This window comes from Tardiphaga sp. GW821-FHT12E02, assembly GCF_058807155.1.
In genome coordinates this window covers 4182351-4199460 of record NZ_JBXAQK010000001.1, presented here as the reverse complement: position 1 = coordinate 4199460, position 17110 = coordinate 4182351, and the positions used below count along the sequence as shown (strand labels likewise).

Sequence of the window (17110 nt, the reverse complement as noted above, 5' to 3'; positions counted from 1 at the left end):
GAACTTCAGATATTCAAAGTTGCGCCGGACCGGAATTTCGTTTCTTACGAACAGCGATTCAATCAGAACGAAGGCTGTTTCTATATCGCTTATGCGACCCACGAGGACCTCTTAAAAGGCCCCGCTTGGCGGCCGACATTTTGAGCTATGCGGCTTGAGAGCAAGGCACGCCGATGAGCAGCTCATGTGATGCGGATATTGCGGCGTCAGCTCCTTTGAAGCAGGGCGCCGTCGGCACCTGGAGGTTTGCTCATTCAAATTGGCCAGAGGAGATATTTCGATTCTGCTGCCCTTCAGTCAGCATTGCGACGACTCGTGATGACATGCGCGCAATCGCTCGATTGCGCTACAAGCTCTATATCGCGCGAGATGAGAAGCCGTATCGCACAGCCGATCACGCCAAACGATTATTCGAAGATCCGATCGACTGCCTCAGTCTGAATTTCAAATCTAGCCGAGGCGCCGATCTTCTTGCGGCGGTGAGGCTGACGCGGGGGCGAGACGCATTGGAAGATCCGCAGACCGCGCTCGTGACCGAGGCATCAGGCGCCATCGATCTAAAGGTCATTTCCGTGACATCCCGTCTGATTGTGCAGCCAACGTTATCTGCACGCAGGTCGATCGTACCTTTGTTTCAGGAGATCTATCGTTGCGGTCTGGAGCTCGGCATTGAGCACAACTTTCTTGCGACTAGGCTCGAGCTTCGCGGCATATTCGAGAGGTTCGGATTTCGAATGACCGGGCGGTGCTTCACCGATCCTGTTGCAGGAATTCTTCATGTCTTCCGTTTGGATCTGAACGATCGTGGATATCTCGCGCAAATCAGATCACCACTCCTTGAACCGATTGGAGATAGCGCCAATGCGAGCAGTTGAAGTCTGCGATATTCGGGACTTGATAACTTTGTCGCAGCGAAAGTTTGCGAAACTGCTGGCTTCGCACCTGCATGCCGGGGCGGCCACGCGCGAACAATATATTCGCTATCTGTCCTTTCAATATCATCTCACCAAGGACGTGCAGCGATACTTTATGTCTATCGCGGCGCATGCCGATCTCGCGCACCGCCGCAAGTTGAGATCATTCCTCTACGATTTCGCAAATGAGGAGGAATTGCACTATCTCGTCGCTGCCAATGATCTTGACCGGTTGAATGAAGAGCCGTTGCCGATGCCGTTTGACGTCGAAATGTGGCACGCGTATTTTCGATCGATCATCGAGACGCGTCCATTCATTCGGCTGGGCGCCGCAACCATCCTGGAGAACATTTCTGCTGGGATTGCACGGCCATTGGTTCAGCAGGCGCTGAGCTGTGATTTTCTGAGCCGCGACAACACCAAGTTCCTGATACTGCACCAACACGAGACCTTGCCGCATGGTGACCAGATACTCGAGGCCATTGAGGGGGCTGATCTTGAGGACCGGCATGTCGCCGATTTATTTACGGGAGCCCGTAAGGGGATCGTCCTTTATTGCAGGATGGCGGAATGGGCTCTGAAGCCCGACTGTCTGTCCAGCATCTGTGATGGCAGGTCGGAAGCGCTCGACCGGGCTGAAAGCGAGCGTATCCGTAGTTTCCAGATGGTAGAACTGGGCTGAGTCTTTCTAAAATCACCGAAAGGGCCGGCCTTAACCGGCCCTTTTCGCGTTTGGCGTGTATTGCGGTGCGTCAAAGACTTCCGTTCATCTTTCCTTCAGATCGAAAATGGTCTTATTTGGAATGGTTTAGTGCGCTTGGTGATGGGCAGGCAGCAGCCTTGCACCGCCCCGGATTCCACTCCCGCGGTGAATGCGCTAGATCGATTCAGGCCGGGGGCGGCCGGCAACTCTGTTCAGGGCGCGAAAGAATTTAGATGCTTGATCTTGCGATTGTTGGTGGCGGTCCCGGCGGATTGATGAGCGCCTGGTATCTCAAGAAGAAGCTCGGCGATCTCTGCCGTGTCACCATCTATGAGGCCTCGGATCGTCTCGGCGGCAAGATCGTCACGCGCAAATTCGACTCGTCGCCAGCGATGTATGAAGCCGGCGTCGCCGAGATCTATGATTACTCGATGATCGGACCGGATCCGCTGCGGGAGTTGATCCAGCATTTCGGGTTGCAGACCATTCCGATGGATGCCGAGCAGGTGATGCTCGATGGCGAATTGCTCGAAGACGTGCCGGGCATGCGCAAGAAATACGGCGCCAAGACCGCGGCGGCGATCGAGGCCTTCCGCAAGAAATGCGCGAAGATGATCTCGCCGCTGGAATATTACGAAGGCGTCGGCGCGCATGACAACGAGAACCCGTGGGCGAAGCTGACAGCCGAGGAATTGCTCGACAAGGAAGTCAGCGATCCCACCGCCAAGCGCTTCTTCAAGGCCATGGCGCGCTCGGATATTGCGACCGAAGCGCACAACACCAATGGACTCAATGCGCTGAAGAACTTTGTGATGGATATCGAGGGCTATATCGGCCTGTATTCGATCCAGAACGGTAATGAGCAACTGATCTCCTGCCTGCGCTCGGAGGTCAATGCTGACATCGAGCTCAACCATCGCGTCCTCAAGGTCGGCAAGACCGAGGAGGGGCGCTATCGCCTCGACATGATGAACGGCAAGGGGCCGGAGACGCGCGACTTCGATCTGGTCGTGATGTGCCTGCCGCATTCCTGGCTCGGCACCATGCGCTGGGACGGCGAAGAGCTGCGCAAGTCGATGGTCAAGCATGTCGCTTACTTCGATCGCCCTGCGCATTACTTGCGCGTCTCGCTGCTGTTCGACACCCCGTTCTGGGGCGATCAGATCCCCGGCGCGTGGTTTATGTCGGAATCCTTTGGCGGCTGCTGCGTCTATAATGAAGGCGCGCGCCACGATGTGGGCAAGCACGGCGTGCTGAACTGGCTGATCGCTGGCTCCGATGCGCTGGCCTTTGCAAATCTCTCCGACGAAGAACTGATTGATGCCGCGGTCAAGTCGCTGCCGGCCTCGTTCGGCAATGCGCGGGCGCATCTCGTCGAGGGCAAGATCCACCGCTGGCTGTCGTCGGTGAATGCGATTCCCGGCGGCATGCCGGTGCGCGACGTGATGACCAATCACCGGCCGGAGCCAAAGGGACATCCGGGCTTCGTCGTGGTCGGCGACTATCTGTTCGACTCCACGCTGAACGGCCTCCTCGATTCCTCGGATGCGGCCACCGACATCATCGTCACCGAAATGATGAAGCTGCGCCGCGCCCGCGGCGAGGGCGGTGTCGTCGTTTCCGACAAGATCGACGCCGATTATTTCAGGAACTATCGCGGCGTCGGGCCTTACAGCGAGGTCTGGAGCCAGTTCACCGATCCTGCCTATCTGATGAACCTCATCAAGATCGTCTGGGGCCGCGCCAAGGGCTACAAGCTCCTGATCGCGGGCTCTGCCTCCGGCGAGCTGGTTGGCGCGCTGCGCGCCAAAGGCATCGATGCCTGGGGTGTCGAGAACAACAAGGCGATCCACGCCAGGACGCCGAAGGCGCTGCAAAAATTCAACAAGCTCGGCTCCATCACCGATCTGCCGTTCAAGACCGAGCAGTTCGATTTCGTGTTCGAAACCTCGCTGTGCCATGTCGGCGACAAGCAGATCGTGGACGCGCTCGCCGAGCTCAACCGTGTCATTTCGACCGGCCTGATTTTCGGCTCCGTCACCTCCGACATGGCGCCGGCCGTGATCGACCGCTACGACCTGCTGCGTGGCGTGAAGAAGCTCGGCACCTGGTGGGAATGGTCCGAATTGTTCTTCAGCAACGGTTTCGATCTCGCCATGCATCGTCGCGATTGCACCGAACAGGTGTGGGAGGCGACGCTCGCAGCCGGAAAGGGCCCCGGCCACTGGTATGCCGACGCGGACAGCCTGCGTTATTCGTTCTTCGACAAGGTCGAGGCGGAGGACGAGGACTGAGCCGCAGCCATGATCTCAAACTGTCATGCCCCGCGTAAGCGGGGGATCCAGTATACGGCGAAGCTCAGGTTCTATCTCACCCGCCAGTGTCTACTGGGCCACCCGGTCAAGCCGGGTGGCGACAAGTGAGCCTTTTGCGGAACCAATCCTGATCGCATAGACTTCATGCCGTGGCTGTAAGACGCCACGGCGTGATTCTTTCGGTTCGGACGGTCCGGGCCTGCAGCAACGGTCCGGTTCATGGCGTCGAAGCCTCCAGAGAAACCCACCTCCAACAACGCCAAGGCGAGCGATCCGCTGGACGACAAGTTTGCGCTGCCGGTCGGCGCCGCTGCCGCCGCGGTACCGAGCACCAAGCCGCCAGCGCCGGAGAAACTCGTCGCCGACAAAGGCGCTAAAGCCAAGCCCGCCGACGAGGATGATGACGACGACGATGATGATGATGACGACGAGGAACTCGTCGTTTTCACCGCGCGCGAAGCCGCCGGCGCTTTCGGGACGATCTATGCATTCACCCGGCCGTTCCTCGCCAACCGACGCAAGATGTTGGCCTTTGTCGGCTTCGGCGTGGTGGTCGAGACGTTGTTCAACGTCATCATGCCACTCAGCCTCAAATTCCTCATCGACGACGCGCTCGGCGAGGAAGATTTCGACGCGCTGATCAAGATTCTCTCGGTGCTGGCCGTGGCCGGCATCATCACCTCGATCGTGGCGATCTGGTACGAGCGCTGGGACGCGCGGCTCGCCGCCTCGATCATTTCCAGCGCGCGCGAGCGCTTGTTCGGCCATGTGCAGGAGCTGCCATCGGCCTATTTCGCCCGCACCAAGCGCGGCGAGATCCTGTCGCGCTTCTCCATCGACATGGCCTCCTTCGAGACCTGCATCAAGAGCTTTGCCAACAGCGCCTTGCTGCCGTTCCTCGAACTGATCGCCGGCATTTTGCTGATGTTCTATCTGAACTGGCAACTGGCACTGGTCGCGCTGCTGATCTTCCCGATCACGCTGATCGGCCCGCGCATCCTCACGCCCAAGGCAGTGCAGGCCAATTACGAGCAGAAGCAGAGCGAAGCCGCGATCCTCGGCACCATCCAGGAGAACATCGCCGCACAGGCCGTGATCAAGGCCTTCAGCCTGCAGCGCCGCACCATGGGCTGGTTCCGGCTGCGCAACGACGACACCCAGAAGCGGATCGCAGCTGCGACCTTCCTGTCCACCATGGTGGAGCGCTCGGTCACGGTCTCGGTGTTGCTGCTGCATCTCGTGGTGCTGGCCATCGGCGCCTATCTCGCCACCAAGGGCCAGATCACCGTTGGCACCTTCGTCACCTTTGAAAGCGCGTTCTGGGAGGTGTCGTATAACATCGCCCACGTGATGCACTTCATCCCGGTCTCGATTCAGACCGCCGCCGCCGTGCATCACATCAACGAGATGCTGGACGAGCCCACCCGCGGTTCCGACAAGCCGAGCGCACCGGAACTGCCGCGTGTCGAGCATGACATTAGCTTTGATCGCGTCACCTTCCAATACGAGAACAGCCGCGCGCCGGTGCTCGACAATCTCAGTTTGAAGCTTGATGTCGGCAAGAAGATTGCGATCGTCGGGCCGTCCGGCTCGGGCAAGAGCACGCTGCTCAACCTGATCCTGCGGCTTTATGTGCCGGACGAGGGCAAGCTGACCATCGACGGCGTCGATATCCGTAAAGTGACGCGCGAGTCGCTGCGCAGCCACATGGCGGTCGTGTTCCAGGAGAACATGCTGTTCAACATGTCGATCCGCGAGAACATCCGGCTCGGCAAGGAAGGTGCGACCGACGCGGAGGTGGAGGAAGCGGCCAAGAAGGCCGAGATCCATCGCTACATCATGAGCCTGCCGGATCAATACGACACCCAGGTCGGCGAGCGCGGCGACACGCTATCCGGCGGCCAGCGGCAGCGCATCGCGATCGCCCGCGCGGTTGTCCGCAATCCGTCGGTGTTGTTGCTGGATGAAGCGACGTCCGCGCTCGACCAGACCACGGAAGCGGCGCTGAACACGACATTGTTCAAGCTCGCCGAAGGCCGCACCATGATTTCATCGACGCATCGGCTGACATCCGTCGTCGATATGGATGAGATCATCGTGATCAGCGCGGGCAGGGTGATCGAGCGCGGCTCGCATGCGGAGCTGCTCGCCCTCGACGGCACCTATCGTGAGCTGTGGGACAATCAGGGTCGTCACAACGCCGATGCGCATGATGACGATGACGAGGATGACGAAGAAGATGATGATGAGGAGGACGACGAGGATGAAGACGACGAGGACTAGTCGTCATCTTGGATTGTCGTCGCCCGGCTTGACCGGGCGATCCAGTAGACACTGGCTTTAGCGATTGAATCTCGGCGGCATCGTTCACTGGATCCCCGCTTTCGCGGGGATGACTATGTGAGTTTCAGCCCTCCGTTCGCAGCAATCCCGAAGCCAGTTCTCGAAACGCTTCCACCGCCTTCGGCAATACCGCCGTAGGCTCTTTTGCCGCCGCAACCCACAGCGCCGCATTCAGCGCCGCGCCATTGATCAGCATCGCGGCCGCTTCAGCATCCACGGGCTTCACCGTCCCGTCATCGATTAATTGCTGGATTGTCTGCGTGGTCGTGCGCAGGCACGCCGTCTGGTTCGGCCATTGCGAGGGATCGCCCAGCACCGCCGGCCCATCCAGCAGCATGATGCGCTGGATTTCGGGTTCCAGCGCCATTTCGATGTAAGCGACACCCTCAGTCATGAAGCCAAGCCACGGCGTCTCGGCCTGGCTGGACGCAACCCGCATGCGGGCCAGCATTTCGGCATCGATCTGGTCGATCACGGCCTGGAGCAGGCCCTTCTTGTCGCCGAAATTGTGATAGAGCGCGCCCCGCGTCAGCCCAGCCTCTTTGGTCAGGTCGTCCATGGAGGACGCGGCATATCCCTTGGCGGCGAACGCCTTGCGGCCGGCCTGGACGAGCTTGCTCCGCGTTTCCTCCATCATCTGTGCGCGCTTACCAGTCGACACGATCGCTCTCCAAACTCACATACATTGCGTATGTCAATATTGACATACGCAATGTATGTCCCCAAGTAGTCACATACGGCGCGTATATCAACTAGCGCCTCAATTACAAACAGGAGAGATATCATGGCCAAACGCGACGCAATCTTCCCCGCCGGCCGGCAGGCCCTCTACGAGATCAACAGCTATTCGGCGGCGATCCGCTCGGGCGACCTTCTGTTCGTCTCCGGCCAGGTCGGCAGCCGCGAGGACGGCTCCCCGGAGCCCGATTTTGCCAAGCAGGTCCAGCTCGCCTTCGACAACCTTGCCAATGTCCTGAAGGCTGCCGGAGCCTCCTTTGACGACATCGTGGATGTCACCACCTTCCACACCAACCCGCAGGTCCAGTTCGACACCGTCAACGTCGTCCGTGCAAAGATCTTTCCGGAGAAGCCCTATCCGAACTGGACCGCCGTGGGCGTCAACTGGCTCGCCGGCTTTGATTTCGAGATCAAGGTCATCGCCCGCCTGCCTTAACGACTCGGTAATGGCCTGAACGACGATTCTCCCGATTCTAACCGTCTGATGACGGGGGAATCGGGAGGAGGGGCCGGAATCGCCTGGTTCGAGGTCAAAGAATCTCATCAGACCTCCATCCAGGCGTCATCAAACTGCAGTTTTCGACCTGGCCAAGCGAACCGTGGATGACGCTGAATCCATGCGGATTCCGCGTGTTTTTCAGGGGCTTCGCATGCTAGAAAATGCTGCGGCACAAGCGTATTTTGCACGTGGATAGGTGTTGACTTGCCTAACCCCTGCGGATACAACCCGGCCACTAACGACAGGCGGTGAGCTTCGCCAGTGTCGGTACGGATCACCCCGAAGGCTTTCAATTTGAGCCGGGCGGGCACCAACCTCGACCAAGACGCTCAAACGCTGTCGCTTAAATCTAGGCAATGCCAAACGACGTTTGATCTCTTGAGGTCACCTCAGGAAGTCGAATTCAGTGCATGACCTCGATAACGACAAGGGCGCAAGCCCGAAGTCACCATCGTGGTCCTCTGCGGCGTTAGCGCTTTCCATTCAGTCATGAATGGTTGGCGTTATTTCGTTTTGCGTGAATTTCATTCGCGTCAGGCGAGACCGGTGGGGCCGGAAGCTCCGAGCAATTTTTGCGAAGCCATGCAGGTTTCGCGCGAATAAAGGGTGAAGGCTGACATGCCGACGATCAACCAGCTGATCGCAAATCCGCGGGTCATTCAGAAGGCGCGCAAGAAGGTGCCGGCTCTGCAGCAGTCGCCGCAGAAGCGTGGCGTTTGCACGCGCGTCTACACCACGACGCCGAAGAAGCCGAACTCGGCGCTTCGTAAGGTCGCCAAGGTGCGTCTGACCAATGGCTTCGAAGTCATCGGTTACATCCCGGGCGAAGGTCATAACCTGCAAGAGCATTCCGTGGTCATGATCCGCGGCGGCCGCGTCAAGGATTTGCCCGGCGTGCGTTACCACATTCTCCGCGGCGTGCTGGATACCCAGGGCGTCAAGAACCGTAAGCAGCGTCGTTCGAAGTACGGCGCGAAGCGTCCGAAGTAAGCCGGAGCCTGATCGATGTCTCGTCGCCATTCTGCTGAAAAGCGCGTTGTGAACCCGGATCCGAAGTTCGGGAACATCATCGTCACCAAGTTCATGAATTCGATCATGTATGACGGCAAGAAGTCTGCCGCTGAACAGATCGTCTACGGTGCTTTCGACCTGATCGAAGCCAAGACCAAGCAGGGCCCGCTGGGCGTGTTCGAGCAGGCGCTCGAAAACGTCATGCCGACCATCGAAGTTCGTTCGCGCCGCGTCGGTGGTGCAACGTACCAGGTGCCGGTTGAAGTGCGCAGCGTGCGTCGTCAGGCTCTCGGCATTCGCTGGCTGATCACTGCTGCTCGCGCCCGCAACGAAAAGACCATGACCGAGCGTCTCTCGGCTGAGCTTCTCGATGCATCGAACAGCCGTGGTAACGCCGTGAAGAAGCGTGAAGACGTGCACAAGATGGCGGAAGCCAACCGCGCATTCTCGCATTATCGCTGGTAACGGCGAAACTCCGGAATTTAAGGAACATCCCATGCCTCGCGTACATGCCATTGAGGACTACCGTAACTTCGGTATCATGGCGCATATCGATGCCGGTAAGACGACAACGACCGAGCGCATCCTTTATTACACCGGCAAGAGCCACAAAATCGGCGAAGTGCACGAAGGTGCCGCGACGATGGATTGGATGACGCAGGAGCAGGAGCGTGGCATCACGATCACCTCCGCTGCCACCACGGCATTCTGGAACGGCAAGCGCCTGAACATCATCGACACTCCCGGCCACGTCGACTTCACGATTGAAGTCGAGCGTTCGCTGCGCGTGCTCGACGGCGCCGTGTGTGTTCTCGACTCCAACCAGGGCGTCGAGCCGCAGACCGAAACCGTCTGGCGCCAGGGCGACAAGTACAAGGTTCCGCGGATCGTTTTCGCGAACAAGATGGATAAAACGGGCGCTGACTTCTACAAGTGCCTGCAGGACATCATTGACCGCCTCGGTGCCAAGCCGATCGCGATCCAGCTGCCGATCGGCGCCGAGAACAACTTCAAGGGTCTCGTCGATCTCGTCACCATGAAGGGCATCATCTGGAATGATGAATCCCTCGGTGCGAAATATGACTCCATTGATATTCCGGAAGACATGGTCGAGCAGGCCAAGGAATATCGCGAGAAGATGCTTGAAGCCGCCGTCGAACTCGACGACGACGCCATGGCTGCTTACCTCGACGGCACCGAGCCGGACGAGGCGACCCTGAAGCGCCTGATCCGCAAGGCCGTGCTGACTGGCGCGTTCTATCCGGTTCTGTGTGGCTCGGCCTTCAAGAACAAGGGCGTGCAGCCTTTGCTCGACGCCGTTGTCGATTATCTGCCGTCGCCGGTCGACGTTCCTGCCATCAAGGGCACGGACGAAGAGGGCAACGAGATCGTCCGCAAGGCCGACGACAAGGAGCCGCTGGCTCTGCTCGCATTCAAGATCATGGACGACCCGTTCGTCGGCACCATCACCTTCTGCCGCATCTATTCGGGTGTGCTGATGAGCGGTACCGGCGTCGTGAACTCGACCCGTGAGAAGAAAGAACGTATCGGCCGCATGCTGCTGATGCATGCGAACAACCGCGAAGACATCAAGGAAGCCTATGCCGGCGACATCGTCGCTCTGGCTGGCCTCAAGGAAGCCCGCACCGGTGACACGCTTTGCGATCCGGACAAGCAGGTCATTCTCGAGCGCATGGAATTCCCGGAGCCGGTGATCGAAATCGCGATCGAGCCGAAGTCGAAGGCCGACCAGGAAAAGCTGGGCGTGGCTCTCGCGAAGCTCGCTGCGGAAGATCCGTCGTTCCGCGTGTCGACCGACCACGAGTCCGGCCAGACCATCCTGAAGGGCATGGGCGAACTCCATCTCGACATCAAGGTCGACATCCTGAAGCGCACCTACAAGGTCGATGCCAACATCGGCGCTCCGCAGGTGGCGTTCCGTGAGAAGATCACGAAGCGCGCTGAAGTCGACTACACCCACAAGAAGCAGACCGGTGGTACCGGCCAGTTCGCCCGCGTCAAGTTCGTGGTCGAGCCGGGCGAGCCGGGCACGGGCTTCGTGTTCGAGTCAAAGATCGTCGGCGGTGCTGTTCCGAAGGAATACATCCCGGGCGTTGAAAAGGGCCTGAACAGCGTCATGACCTCGGGCGTCGTCGCCGGCTTCCCGGTGGTTGACGTTCATGTCCAGCTCGTGGACGGCGCTTACCACGACGTCGACTCGTCGGCTCTCGCCTTCGAAATCGCCTCGCGTGCGGCGCTCCGTGACGCTCTGCAGAAGGGCAAGTCCGTTCTGCTCGAGCCGATCATGAAGGTCGAGTGCGTGACTCCGGAAGACTACACCGGTTCGGTCATCGGCGACTTGAACTCGCGACGTGGCCAGATCCAGGGCCAGGACATGCGCGGCAATGCCAACGTCATCAACGCGATGGTGCCGCTCATGAACATGTTCGGTTACGTGAACACGCTGCGCTCGATGAGCCAGGGTCGTGCAACGTTCTCGATGTCATTCGATCACTACGCTGAAGCGCCGGCAAACGTGTCGGCCGAAGTCCAGAAGAAGTTTGCCTGATCGTCGTAGGCGCAAGCTTACGACCCAGAGGAGAGAATCATGGCCAAAGCAAAATTTGAACGTAACAAACCGCACTGCAATATCGGCACGATCGGTCACGTTGACCACGGCAAGACGTCGCTGACGGCTGCGATCACGAAGGTGCTGGCGGAGTCCGGCGGTGCGTCGTTCACCGCTTACGACCAGATCGACAAGGCGCCGGAAGAAAAGGCCCGCGGCATCACGATTTCGACCGCCCACGTCGAATACGAGACCGCCAACCGCCACTACGCGCACGTCGACTGCCCCGGCCACGCCGACTATGTGAAGAACATGATCACCGGTGCCGCCCAGATGGACGGCGCGATCCTGGTCGTGTCGGCTGCCGACGGCCCGATGCCGCAGACCCGCGAGCACATCCTGCTCGCCCGCCAGGTCGGCGTGCCGGCGCTTGTCGTGTTCCTGAACAAGTGCGACATGGTCGACGATCCGGAACTGCTCGAGCTCGTGGAAATGGAAGTCCGCGAACTGCTCTCGAAGTACGACTTCCCGGGCGACGACATTCCGATCGTCAAGGGTTCGGCCCTGGCCGCGCTGGAAGATAGCTCCAAGGAGCTCGGCCACGACGCGATCCTCGAGCTGATGAAGAATGTCGACGCCTACATCCCGCAGCCGGAGCGTCCGGTTGACCAGCCGTTCCTGATGCCGGTCGAAGACGTGTTCTCGATCTCGGGTCGCGGTACGGTCGTCACCGGTCGTGTCGAGCGCGGCATCGTCAAGGTCGGCGAGGAAATCGAAATCGTCGGTATCCGCGCCACCCAGAAGACGATCTGCACCGGCGTGGAAATGTTCCGCAAGCTGCTCGATCAGGGCCAGGCCGGCGACAACATCGGCGCGCTGCTGCGCGGCACCAAGCGTGAAGACGTCGAGCGCGGCCAGGTGCTGTGCAAGCCGGGTTCGGTGAAGCCGCACACCAAGTTCAAGGCTGAGGCGTACATCCTCACCAAGGACGAAGGTGGCCGTCACACCCCGTTCTTCACCAACTACCGTCCGCAGTTCTACTTCCGCACCACCGACGTGACCGGTGTGGTGCATCTGCCGGAAGGCACCGAGATGGTGATGCCGGGCGACAACATCGCAATGGAAGTGCACCTGATCGTGCCGATCGCGATGGAAGAGAAGCTGCGCTTCGCCATCCGTGAAGGCGGCCGCACCGTCGGTGCAGGCGTCGTCGCTTCGATCATCGAGTAATAGCGAATAGCGAATAGGGGGTGGCGAATGGAGTTCATTCGCTACTCGCCACTCACCAATCGCATTCTAAGGAAGACACGGCAATGAACGGCCAGAATATCCGCATTCGACTCAAGGCGTTCGACCATCGCATCCTCGATGCGTCGACCCGCGAGATCGTGAGCACGGCGAAGCGCACGGGTGCACAGGTCCGCGGACCGATCCCGCTGCCCACGCGCATCGAGAAGTTCACGGTCAACCGTTCGCCGCACGTCGACAAGAAGAGCCGCGAGCAGTTCGAGATGCGCACCCACAAGCGCCTCCTCGACATCGTCGATCCGACCCCGCAGACCGTCGATGCTTTGATGAAGCTCGATCTGGCCGCCGGTGTCGACGTCGAAATCAAGCTCTAAGAATTTTTTAGGTCCCGTCCGGTCAAACGGACAGAAAGAACAGGAAGCACGCCGATGCGCTCCGGAGTGATCGCACAGAAGGTCGGAATGACGCGGGTCTTTACAGAGGCCGGCGAACATATCCCCGTGACCGTTCTGAAGCTTGGCAATTGCCAGGTGCTGGGTCATCGCACCACCGAGAAGAACGGCTATGTCGCTCTGCAGCTCGGTTCGGGTTCGCGTAAGACCGTCTATATGCCCAAGGCCGAGCGCGGACAGTTCGCGGTCGCCAATGTCGAGCCGAAGCGCAAGGTCGCCGAGTTTCGCGTGTCGGAAGACGCGCTGCTCCCGGTCGGCGCCGAGATCCAGGCCGACCACTTCGTCGTCGGCCAGTTCGTCGACGTCACCGGCACCTCGGTCGGTAAGGGTTTTGCCGGCGGTATGAAGCGCTGGAACTTCGGCGGTCTTCGCGCCACGCACGGTGTGTCGGTGTCGCATCGTTCGATCGGTTCGACCGGTGGCCGTCAGGACCCGGGCAAGACCTTCAAGAACAAGAAGATGCCCGGTCACATGGGCGTCGACAAGATCACCACATTGAACCTGCGCGTCGTGCAGCTCGATGTCGAGCGTGGCCTGATCCTCGTCGAAGGCGCCGTTCCCGGCTCCAAGGGCGGCTGGATCTCGGTCCGCGACGCCGTGAAGAAGGAACTGCCGAAGGACGCGCCGAAGCCCGGCAAGTTCAAGCTGGCAGGTGAGGGTGCTGTCGAAGCCCCGGCCGCTGAGCAGGAAGGAGCGTGAGATGAAACTGAACGTCACCACGCTTGAGGGCAAGGACGCCGGTTCGATCGAGCTGAACGAGGCCATCTTCGGTCTCGATCCGCGCACCGATCTGATCCAGCGTTGCGTCAACTGGCAGCTGGCCAAGCGCCAGGCCGGCACTCACAAGGCCAAGGGCCGCGCGGAAATCGCACGGACCGGCAAGAAGATGTACAAGCAGAAGGGCACCGGCGGTGCTCGTCACGGCTCGGCCCGCGTGCCGCAGTTCCGTGGCGGTGGTCGCGCCTTCGGTCCGGTCGTGCGTTCGCACGCGACCGACCTGCCGAAGAAGGTCCGCGCGCTCGCGCTCAAGCATGCTCTCTCGGCCAAGGCCAAGGACGGCTCGCTGATCGTGATCGAGAACGCGACCCTCGAGGCAGCCAAGACCAAGGCTCTGCTCGGTCACTTCTCGGGTCTCGGCCTGACCAATGCGCTGATCATCGATGGCGCCGAGGTTCATGTCGGTTTCGCTCAGGCGGCCCGTAACATCCCGAACATCGACGTGCTGCCGATCCAGGGCATCAACGTCTATGACATTCTGCGTCGTCAGAAGCTGGTCCTGACCAAGGCGGCGCTCGATGCGTTGGAGGCGCGCTTCAAATGACGAAGAATATCGATCCGCGCCACTACGACGTGATCGTGGCCCCGGTGATCACCGAAAAGGCGACCACTGCGTCCGAGTTCAACAAGGTCGTGTTCAAGGTCGCGAGCAAGGCTAGCAAGCCGCAGATCAAGGAAGCCGTCGAAAAGCTTTTCGACGTCAAGGTGAAGAGCGTGAACACGCTGGTGCGCAAGGGCAAGTCCAAGGCTTTCCGCGGCACTTTCGGTTCGCAGTCTGACGTCAAGCGTGCAGTGGTTACCCTCGAAGAGGGCCACCGCATCGACGTTACGACCGGTCTATAAGGCGGATAGACAATGGCACTGAAGACATTCAATCCCACGACGCCGGGCCAGCGCCAGCTGGTCATGGTCGATCGTTCGGCGCTGTACAAGGGCAAGCCGGTCAAGACTCTGACCGAAGGCAAGCACTCGGCAGGCGGTCGTAACAACACCGGTCGTATCACTGTCCGCTTCCGCGGCGGTGGTCACAAGAAGACCTACCGTATCGTCGACTTCAAGCGCACCAAGCTTGACGTGCCGGCGAAGGTGGAGCGTCTTGAATACGATCCGAACCGCACCGCGTTCATCGCGCTGATCAAGTACGAAGACGGTGAGCTCGCCTACATCCTGGCGCCGCAGCGTCTGGCCGTCGGCGACACCGTGATCGCCGGCAGCTATGTCGACGTGAAGCCGGGCAATGTCATGCCGCTGGGCAACATGCCGATCGGCACGATCGTGCATAACGTCGAGATGAAGATCGGCAAGGGCGGTCAGATCGCCCGTTCGGCTGGCACCTATGCCCAGCTGGTCGGCCGTGACCATGACTACGTGATCATCCGTCTGAACTCGGGCGAACAGCGCCTGGTTCATGGTCGTTGCACCGCCACCATCGGCGCTGTCTCGAACCCGGATCACATGAACACCTCGATCGGCAAGGCCGGTCGTACCCGCTGGCTCGGCTGGCGTCCGCATAACCGCGGCGTCGTCATGAACCCGATCGACCATCCGCATGGTGGTGGTGAAGGTCGTACCTCGGGTGGTCGTCACCCGGTTACGCCCTGGGGCAAGCCGACCAAGGGTAAGAAGACCCGTTCGAACAAGTCGACAGACAAGTTCATTCTCATCAGCCGCCACAAGCGGAAGAAGTAAGGATCGCCGGACATGGTTCGTTCAGTCTGGAAAGGCCCGTTCGTTGAGGGTTCTCTGCTCAAGAAGGCAGATGCCGCACGTTCGTCTGGCCGTCATGAAGTGATCAAGATCTGGAGCCGTCGCTCGACGATCCTGCCGCAGTTCGTCGGACTGACCTTCGGCGTCTACAATGGTCAGAAGCACGTTCCTGTTGCCATCAACGAGGAAATGGTTGGTCACAAGTTCGGCGAGTTCTCGCCGACCCGTACCTTCCATGGCCACGCCGGCGACAAGAAGTCCAAGAAGTAAGGCGCACAGCTATGAGCAAACCAAAGCGCGAACGGGTTCTCCCGGATAACGAAGCCAAGGCAATCGCCCGCATGCTGCGCGTCAGCCCGCAGAAGTTGAACTTGGTGGCGCAGATGATCCGCGGTCGAAAGGCCTCGGCAGCCCTCGCAGATCTGCAATTTTCGCGCAAGCGGATCGCAGTTGATGTAAAGAAGTGCCTCGAATCGGCGATTGCAAACGCCGAGAACAATCATGACCTCGATGTTGACGCGCTGATCGTCTCCGAGGCGCATGTTGGCAAGGGCATTGTCATGAAGCGTTTCTCACCGCGCGGCCGTGGTCGTTCGGGTCGTATCTTTAAGCCGTTTGCGCAGCTGACGATCGTCGTTCGTCAGGTCGAAGCTGAAGCCGCGTAAGCAGGCAGGAGAGTAAGATGGGTCAAAAGATCAATCCAATCGGTCTGCGCCTCGGCATCAACCGGACCTGGGATTCTCGCTGGTACGCCGGCAAGAACGAGTACGGCAAGCTGCTGCACGAAGACATCAAGATCCGTGAGATCCTGCACAAGGAGCTCAAGCAGGCGGCCGTCGCCAAGATCATCATCGAACGCCCGCACAAGAAGTGCCGCGTCACGATCCAGTCGGCTCGTCCGGGTGTCGTGATCGGCAAGAAGGGCGCCGACATCGACAAGCTTCGCAAGAAGGTTGCCGACATCACCGCGTCGGACGTCGTGATCAACATCGTCGAAATCCGCAAGCCGGAACTCGACGCGACCCTGGTTGCAGAGTCCATCGCGCAGCAGCTCGAGCGCCGCGTTGCGTTCCGCCGTGCCATGAAGCGCGCCGTTCAGTCGGCGATGCGTCTCGGCGCCGAGGGCATCCGTATCAACTGCTCGGGTCGTCTGGGCGGTGCAGAAATCGCACGTATGGAATGGTATCGCGAAGGTCGCGTGCCGTTGCACACGCTGCGCGCCGACATCGATTACGGTGTGGGTACCGCGTTCACGACCTTCGGCACTTGCGGCGTGAAGGTCTGGATCTTCAAGGGTGAGATCCTCGAGCACGATCCGATGGCCCAGGACAAGCGTATGGCTGAAGGCGACAATTCGCGCCCGCGCCGCGACGCTGCCTGAGCGTACAAATTTAGGGATTGAGGCGTTACAGCCATGATGCAACCAAAGAAGACCAAGTTCCGCAAGGCGCACAAAGGCCGTATCCACGGCGTTGCGTCGTCTGGCGCGACACTGGCTTACGGCCAGTTCGGCCTGAAGGCGATGGCCCCTGAGCGGATCACCGCCCGTCAGATCGAAGCTGCCCGTCGTGCACTGACCCGTCACATGAAGCGCGCCGGTCGCGTTTGGATCCGGATTTTCCCGGATCTGCCGGTGTCGAAGAAGCCTGCTGAAGTCCGCATGGGCTCCGGCAAGGGTTCGCCGGAATTGTGGGTGGCGCGCGTGAAGCCAGGCAAGCTGATTTTCGAGATCGACGGCGTCACGCCGCAGATCGCAAAGGAAGCCATGACCCTTGCGGCCGCCAAGCTTCCGATCAAGACGCGCTTCGTGCAGCGTATTGCCGAGTAAGGATTG

At 59.9% G+C, this 17110-nt stretch carries 19 protein-coding genes; 18 read left to right on the top strand and 1 reads right to left on the bottom strand.

The genetic code is table 11. From position 1 onward, the window contains the following. Nucleotides 1-173 precede the first annotated feature (173 nt). The 4 genes from AC1RQ5_RS19955 (at nt 174) to AC1RQ5_RS19940 (ending at nt 6215) form a co-directional block, all read left to right on the top strand. Entirely contained in the window at nt 174-875 is a 702-nt protein-coding gene (locus tag AC1RQ5_RS19955; protein WP_493201200.1) for a hypothetical protein, read from the top strand. Beyond that, nucleotides 862-1596 (top strand): hypothetical protein, encoded by a 735-nt coding sequence (locus AC1RQ5_RS19950; RefSeq protein ID WP_493201198.1) that lies wholly within the window; start codon nt 862-864, stop codon nt 1594-1596. Before AC1RQ5_RS19955 ends, AC1RQ5_RS19950 begins: the two co-directional genes overlap by 14 nt. Nucleotides 1597-1850: 254 nt before the next feature. Beyond that, nucleotides 1851-3911, top strand: coding sequence for an FAD-dependent oxidoreductase (locus AC1RQ5_RS19945; RefSeq protein WP_493201196.1), 2061 nt, complete (start codon nt 1851-1853; stop codon nt 3909-3911). A 240-nt stretch (nt 3912-4151) separates the two neighbouring features. Continuing rightward, the gene (locus AC1RQ5_RS19940) at nt 4152-6215 is read left to right on the top strand and encodes an ABC transporter ATP-binding protein (protein WP_493201194.1); all 2064 of its coding nucleotides are present in this window, start codon (nt 4152-4154) and stop codon (nt 6213-6215) included. Between the two features lie 124 nt (nt 6216-6339). Here AC1RQ5_RS19940 and AC1RQ5_RS19935 read toward each other — a convergent pair whose 3' ends face one another. Then, nucleotides 6340-6936 carry a TetR/AcrR family transcriptional regulator gene (locus AC1RQ5_RS19935; protein WP_493201193.1) on the bottom strand — a complete coding sequence of 199 codons (597 nt, stop codon included), beginning with the start codon at nt 6934-6936 and terminating at the stop codon, nt 6340-6342. Between the two features lie 123 nt (nt 6937-7059). Here AC1RQ5_RS19935 and AC1RQ5_RS19930 point away from each other — a divergent pair, with 123 nt between their 5' ends. From AC1RQ5_RS19930 to rplP, 14 genes are all read left to right on the top strand, one after another. Beyond that, nucleotides 7060-7449, top strand: coding sequence for a RidA family protein (locus tag AC1RQ5_RS19930; protein ID WP_493201191.1), 390 nt, complete (start codon nt 7060-7062; stop codon nt 7447-7449). A 681-nt stretch (nt 7450-8130) separates the two neighbouring features. After that, entirely contained in the window at nt 8131-8502 is a 372-nt protein-coding gene (gene rpsL / locus AC1RQ5_RS19925; RefSeq protein WP_211909034.1) for a 30S ribosomal protein S12, read from the top strand. 15 nt (nt 8503-8517) lie between these two features. Further along, a complete protein-coding gene (rpsG, locus tag AC1RQ5_RS19920) occupies nt 8518-8988 on the top strand; it encodes a 30S ribosomal protein S7 (RefSeq protein ID WP_398480426.1) in 471 nt (156 codons plus the stop codon). Nucleotides 8989-9019: 31 nt separating this feature from the next. After that, on the top strand, nt 9020-11092 hold the full coding sequence (gene fusA, locus AC1RQ5_RS19915) for an elongation factor G (protein ID WP_398480424.1): 2073 nt from the start codon (nt 9020-9022) through the stop codon (nt 11090-11092). A gap of 39 nt (nt 11093-11131) precedes the next feature. Further along, nucleotides 11132-12322: an elongation factor Tu gene (gene tuf, locus AC1RQ5_RS19910; protein ID WP_398480422.1), complete on the top strand. Its 1191-nt coding sequence runs from the start codon at nt 11132-11134 to the stop codon at nt 12320-12322. An 83-nt stretch (nt 12323-12405) separates the two neighbouring features. Then, a complete protein-coding gene (gene rpsJ / locus AC1RQ5_RS19905; protein WP_013166261.1) occupies nt 12406-12714 on the top strand; it encodes a 30S ribosomal protein S10 in 309 nt (102 codons plus the stop codon). Nucleotides 12715-12768: 54 nt separating this feature from the next. Continuing rightward, a complete protein-coding gene (rplC, locus tag AC1RQ5_RS19900) occupies nt 12769-13491 on the top strand; it encodes a 50S ribosomal protein L3 (protein ID WP_398481249.1) in 723 nt (240 codons plus the stop codon). Nucleotide 13492: 1 nt separating this feature from the next. After that, nucleotides 13493-14113, top strand: coding sequence for a 50S ribosomal protein L4 (gene rplD / locus AC1RQ5_RS19895; protein WP_398481252.1), 621 nt, complete (start codon nt 13493-13495; stop codon nt 14111-14113). Continuing rightward, the gene (locus AC1RQ5_RS19890) at nt 14110-14412 is read left to right on the top strand and encodes a 50S ribosomal protein L23 (protein WP_398481254.1); all 303 of its coding nucleotides are present in this window, start codon (nt 14110-14112) and stop codon (nt 14410-14412) included. Before rplD ends, AC1RQ5_RS19890 begins: the two co-directional genes overlap by 4 nt. Before the next feature lie 12 nt (nt 14413-14424). Next, nucleotides 14425-15258 carry a 50S ribosomal protein L2 gene (rplB, locus tag AC1RQ5_RS19885; protein WP_493201188.1) on the top strand — a complete coding sequence of 278 codons (834 nt, stop codon included), beginning with the start codon at nt 14425-14427 and terminating at the stop codon, nt 15256-15258. 12 nt (nt 15259-15270) lie between these two features. Beyond that, nucleotides 15271-15546, top strand: coding sequence for a 30S ribosomal protein S19 (gene rpsS / locus AC1RQ5_RS19880; RefSeq protein WP_398481259.1), 276 nt, complete (start codon nt 15271-15273; stop codon nt 15544-15546). An 11-nt stretch (nt 15547-15557) separates the two neighbouring features. Continuing rightward, complete coding sequence (gene rplV / locus AC1RQ5_RS19875; protein ID WP_233022159.1) at nt 15558-15941, top strand: 50S ribosomal protein L22; 384 nt, start codon at nt 15558-15560, stop codon at nt 15939-15941. A 17-nt stretch (nt 15942-15958) separates the two neighbouring features. Then, on the top strand, nt 15959-16657 hold the full coding sequence (rpsC, locus tag AC1RQ5_RS19870) for a 30S ribosomal protein S3 (protein ID WP_398481262.1): 699 nt from the start codon (nt 15959-15961) through the stop codon (nt 16655-16657). A 33-nt stretch (nt 16658-16690) separates the two neighbouring features. Then, nucleotides 16691-17104 (top strand): 50S ribosomal protein L16, encoded by a 414-nt coding sequence (rplP, locus tag AC1RQ5_RS19865; RefSeq protein WP_398481264.1) that lies wholly within the window; start codon nt 16691-16693, stop codon nt 17102-17104. Nucleotides 17105-17110 lie beyond the last annotated feature (6 nt).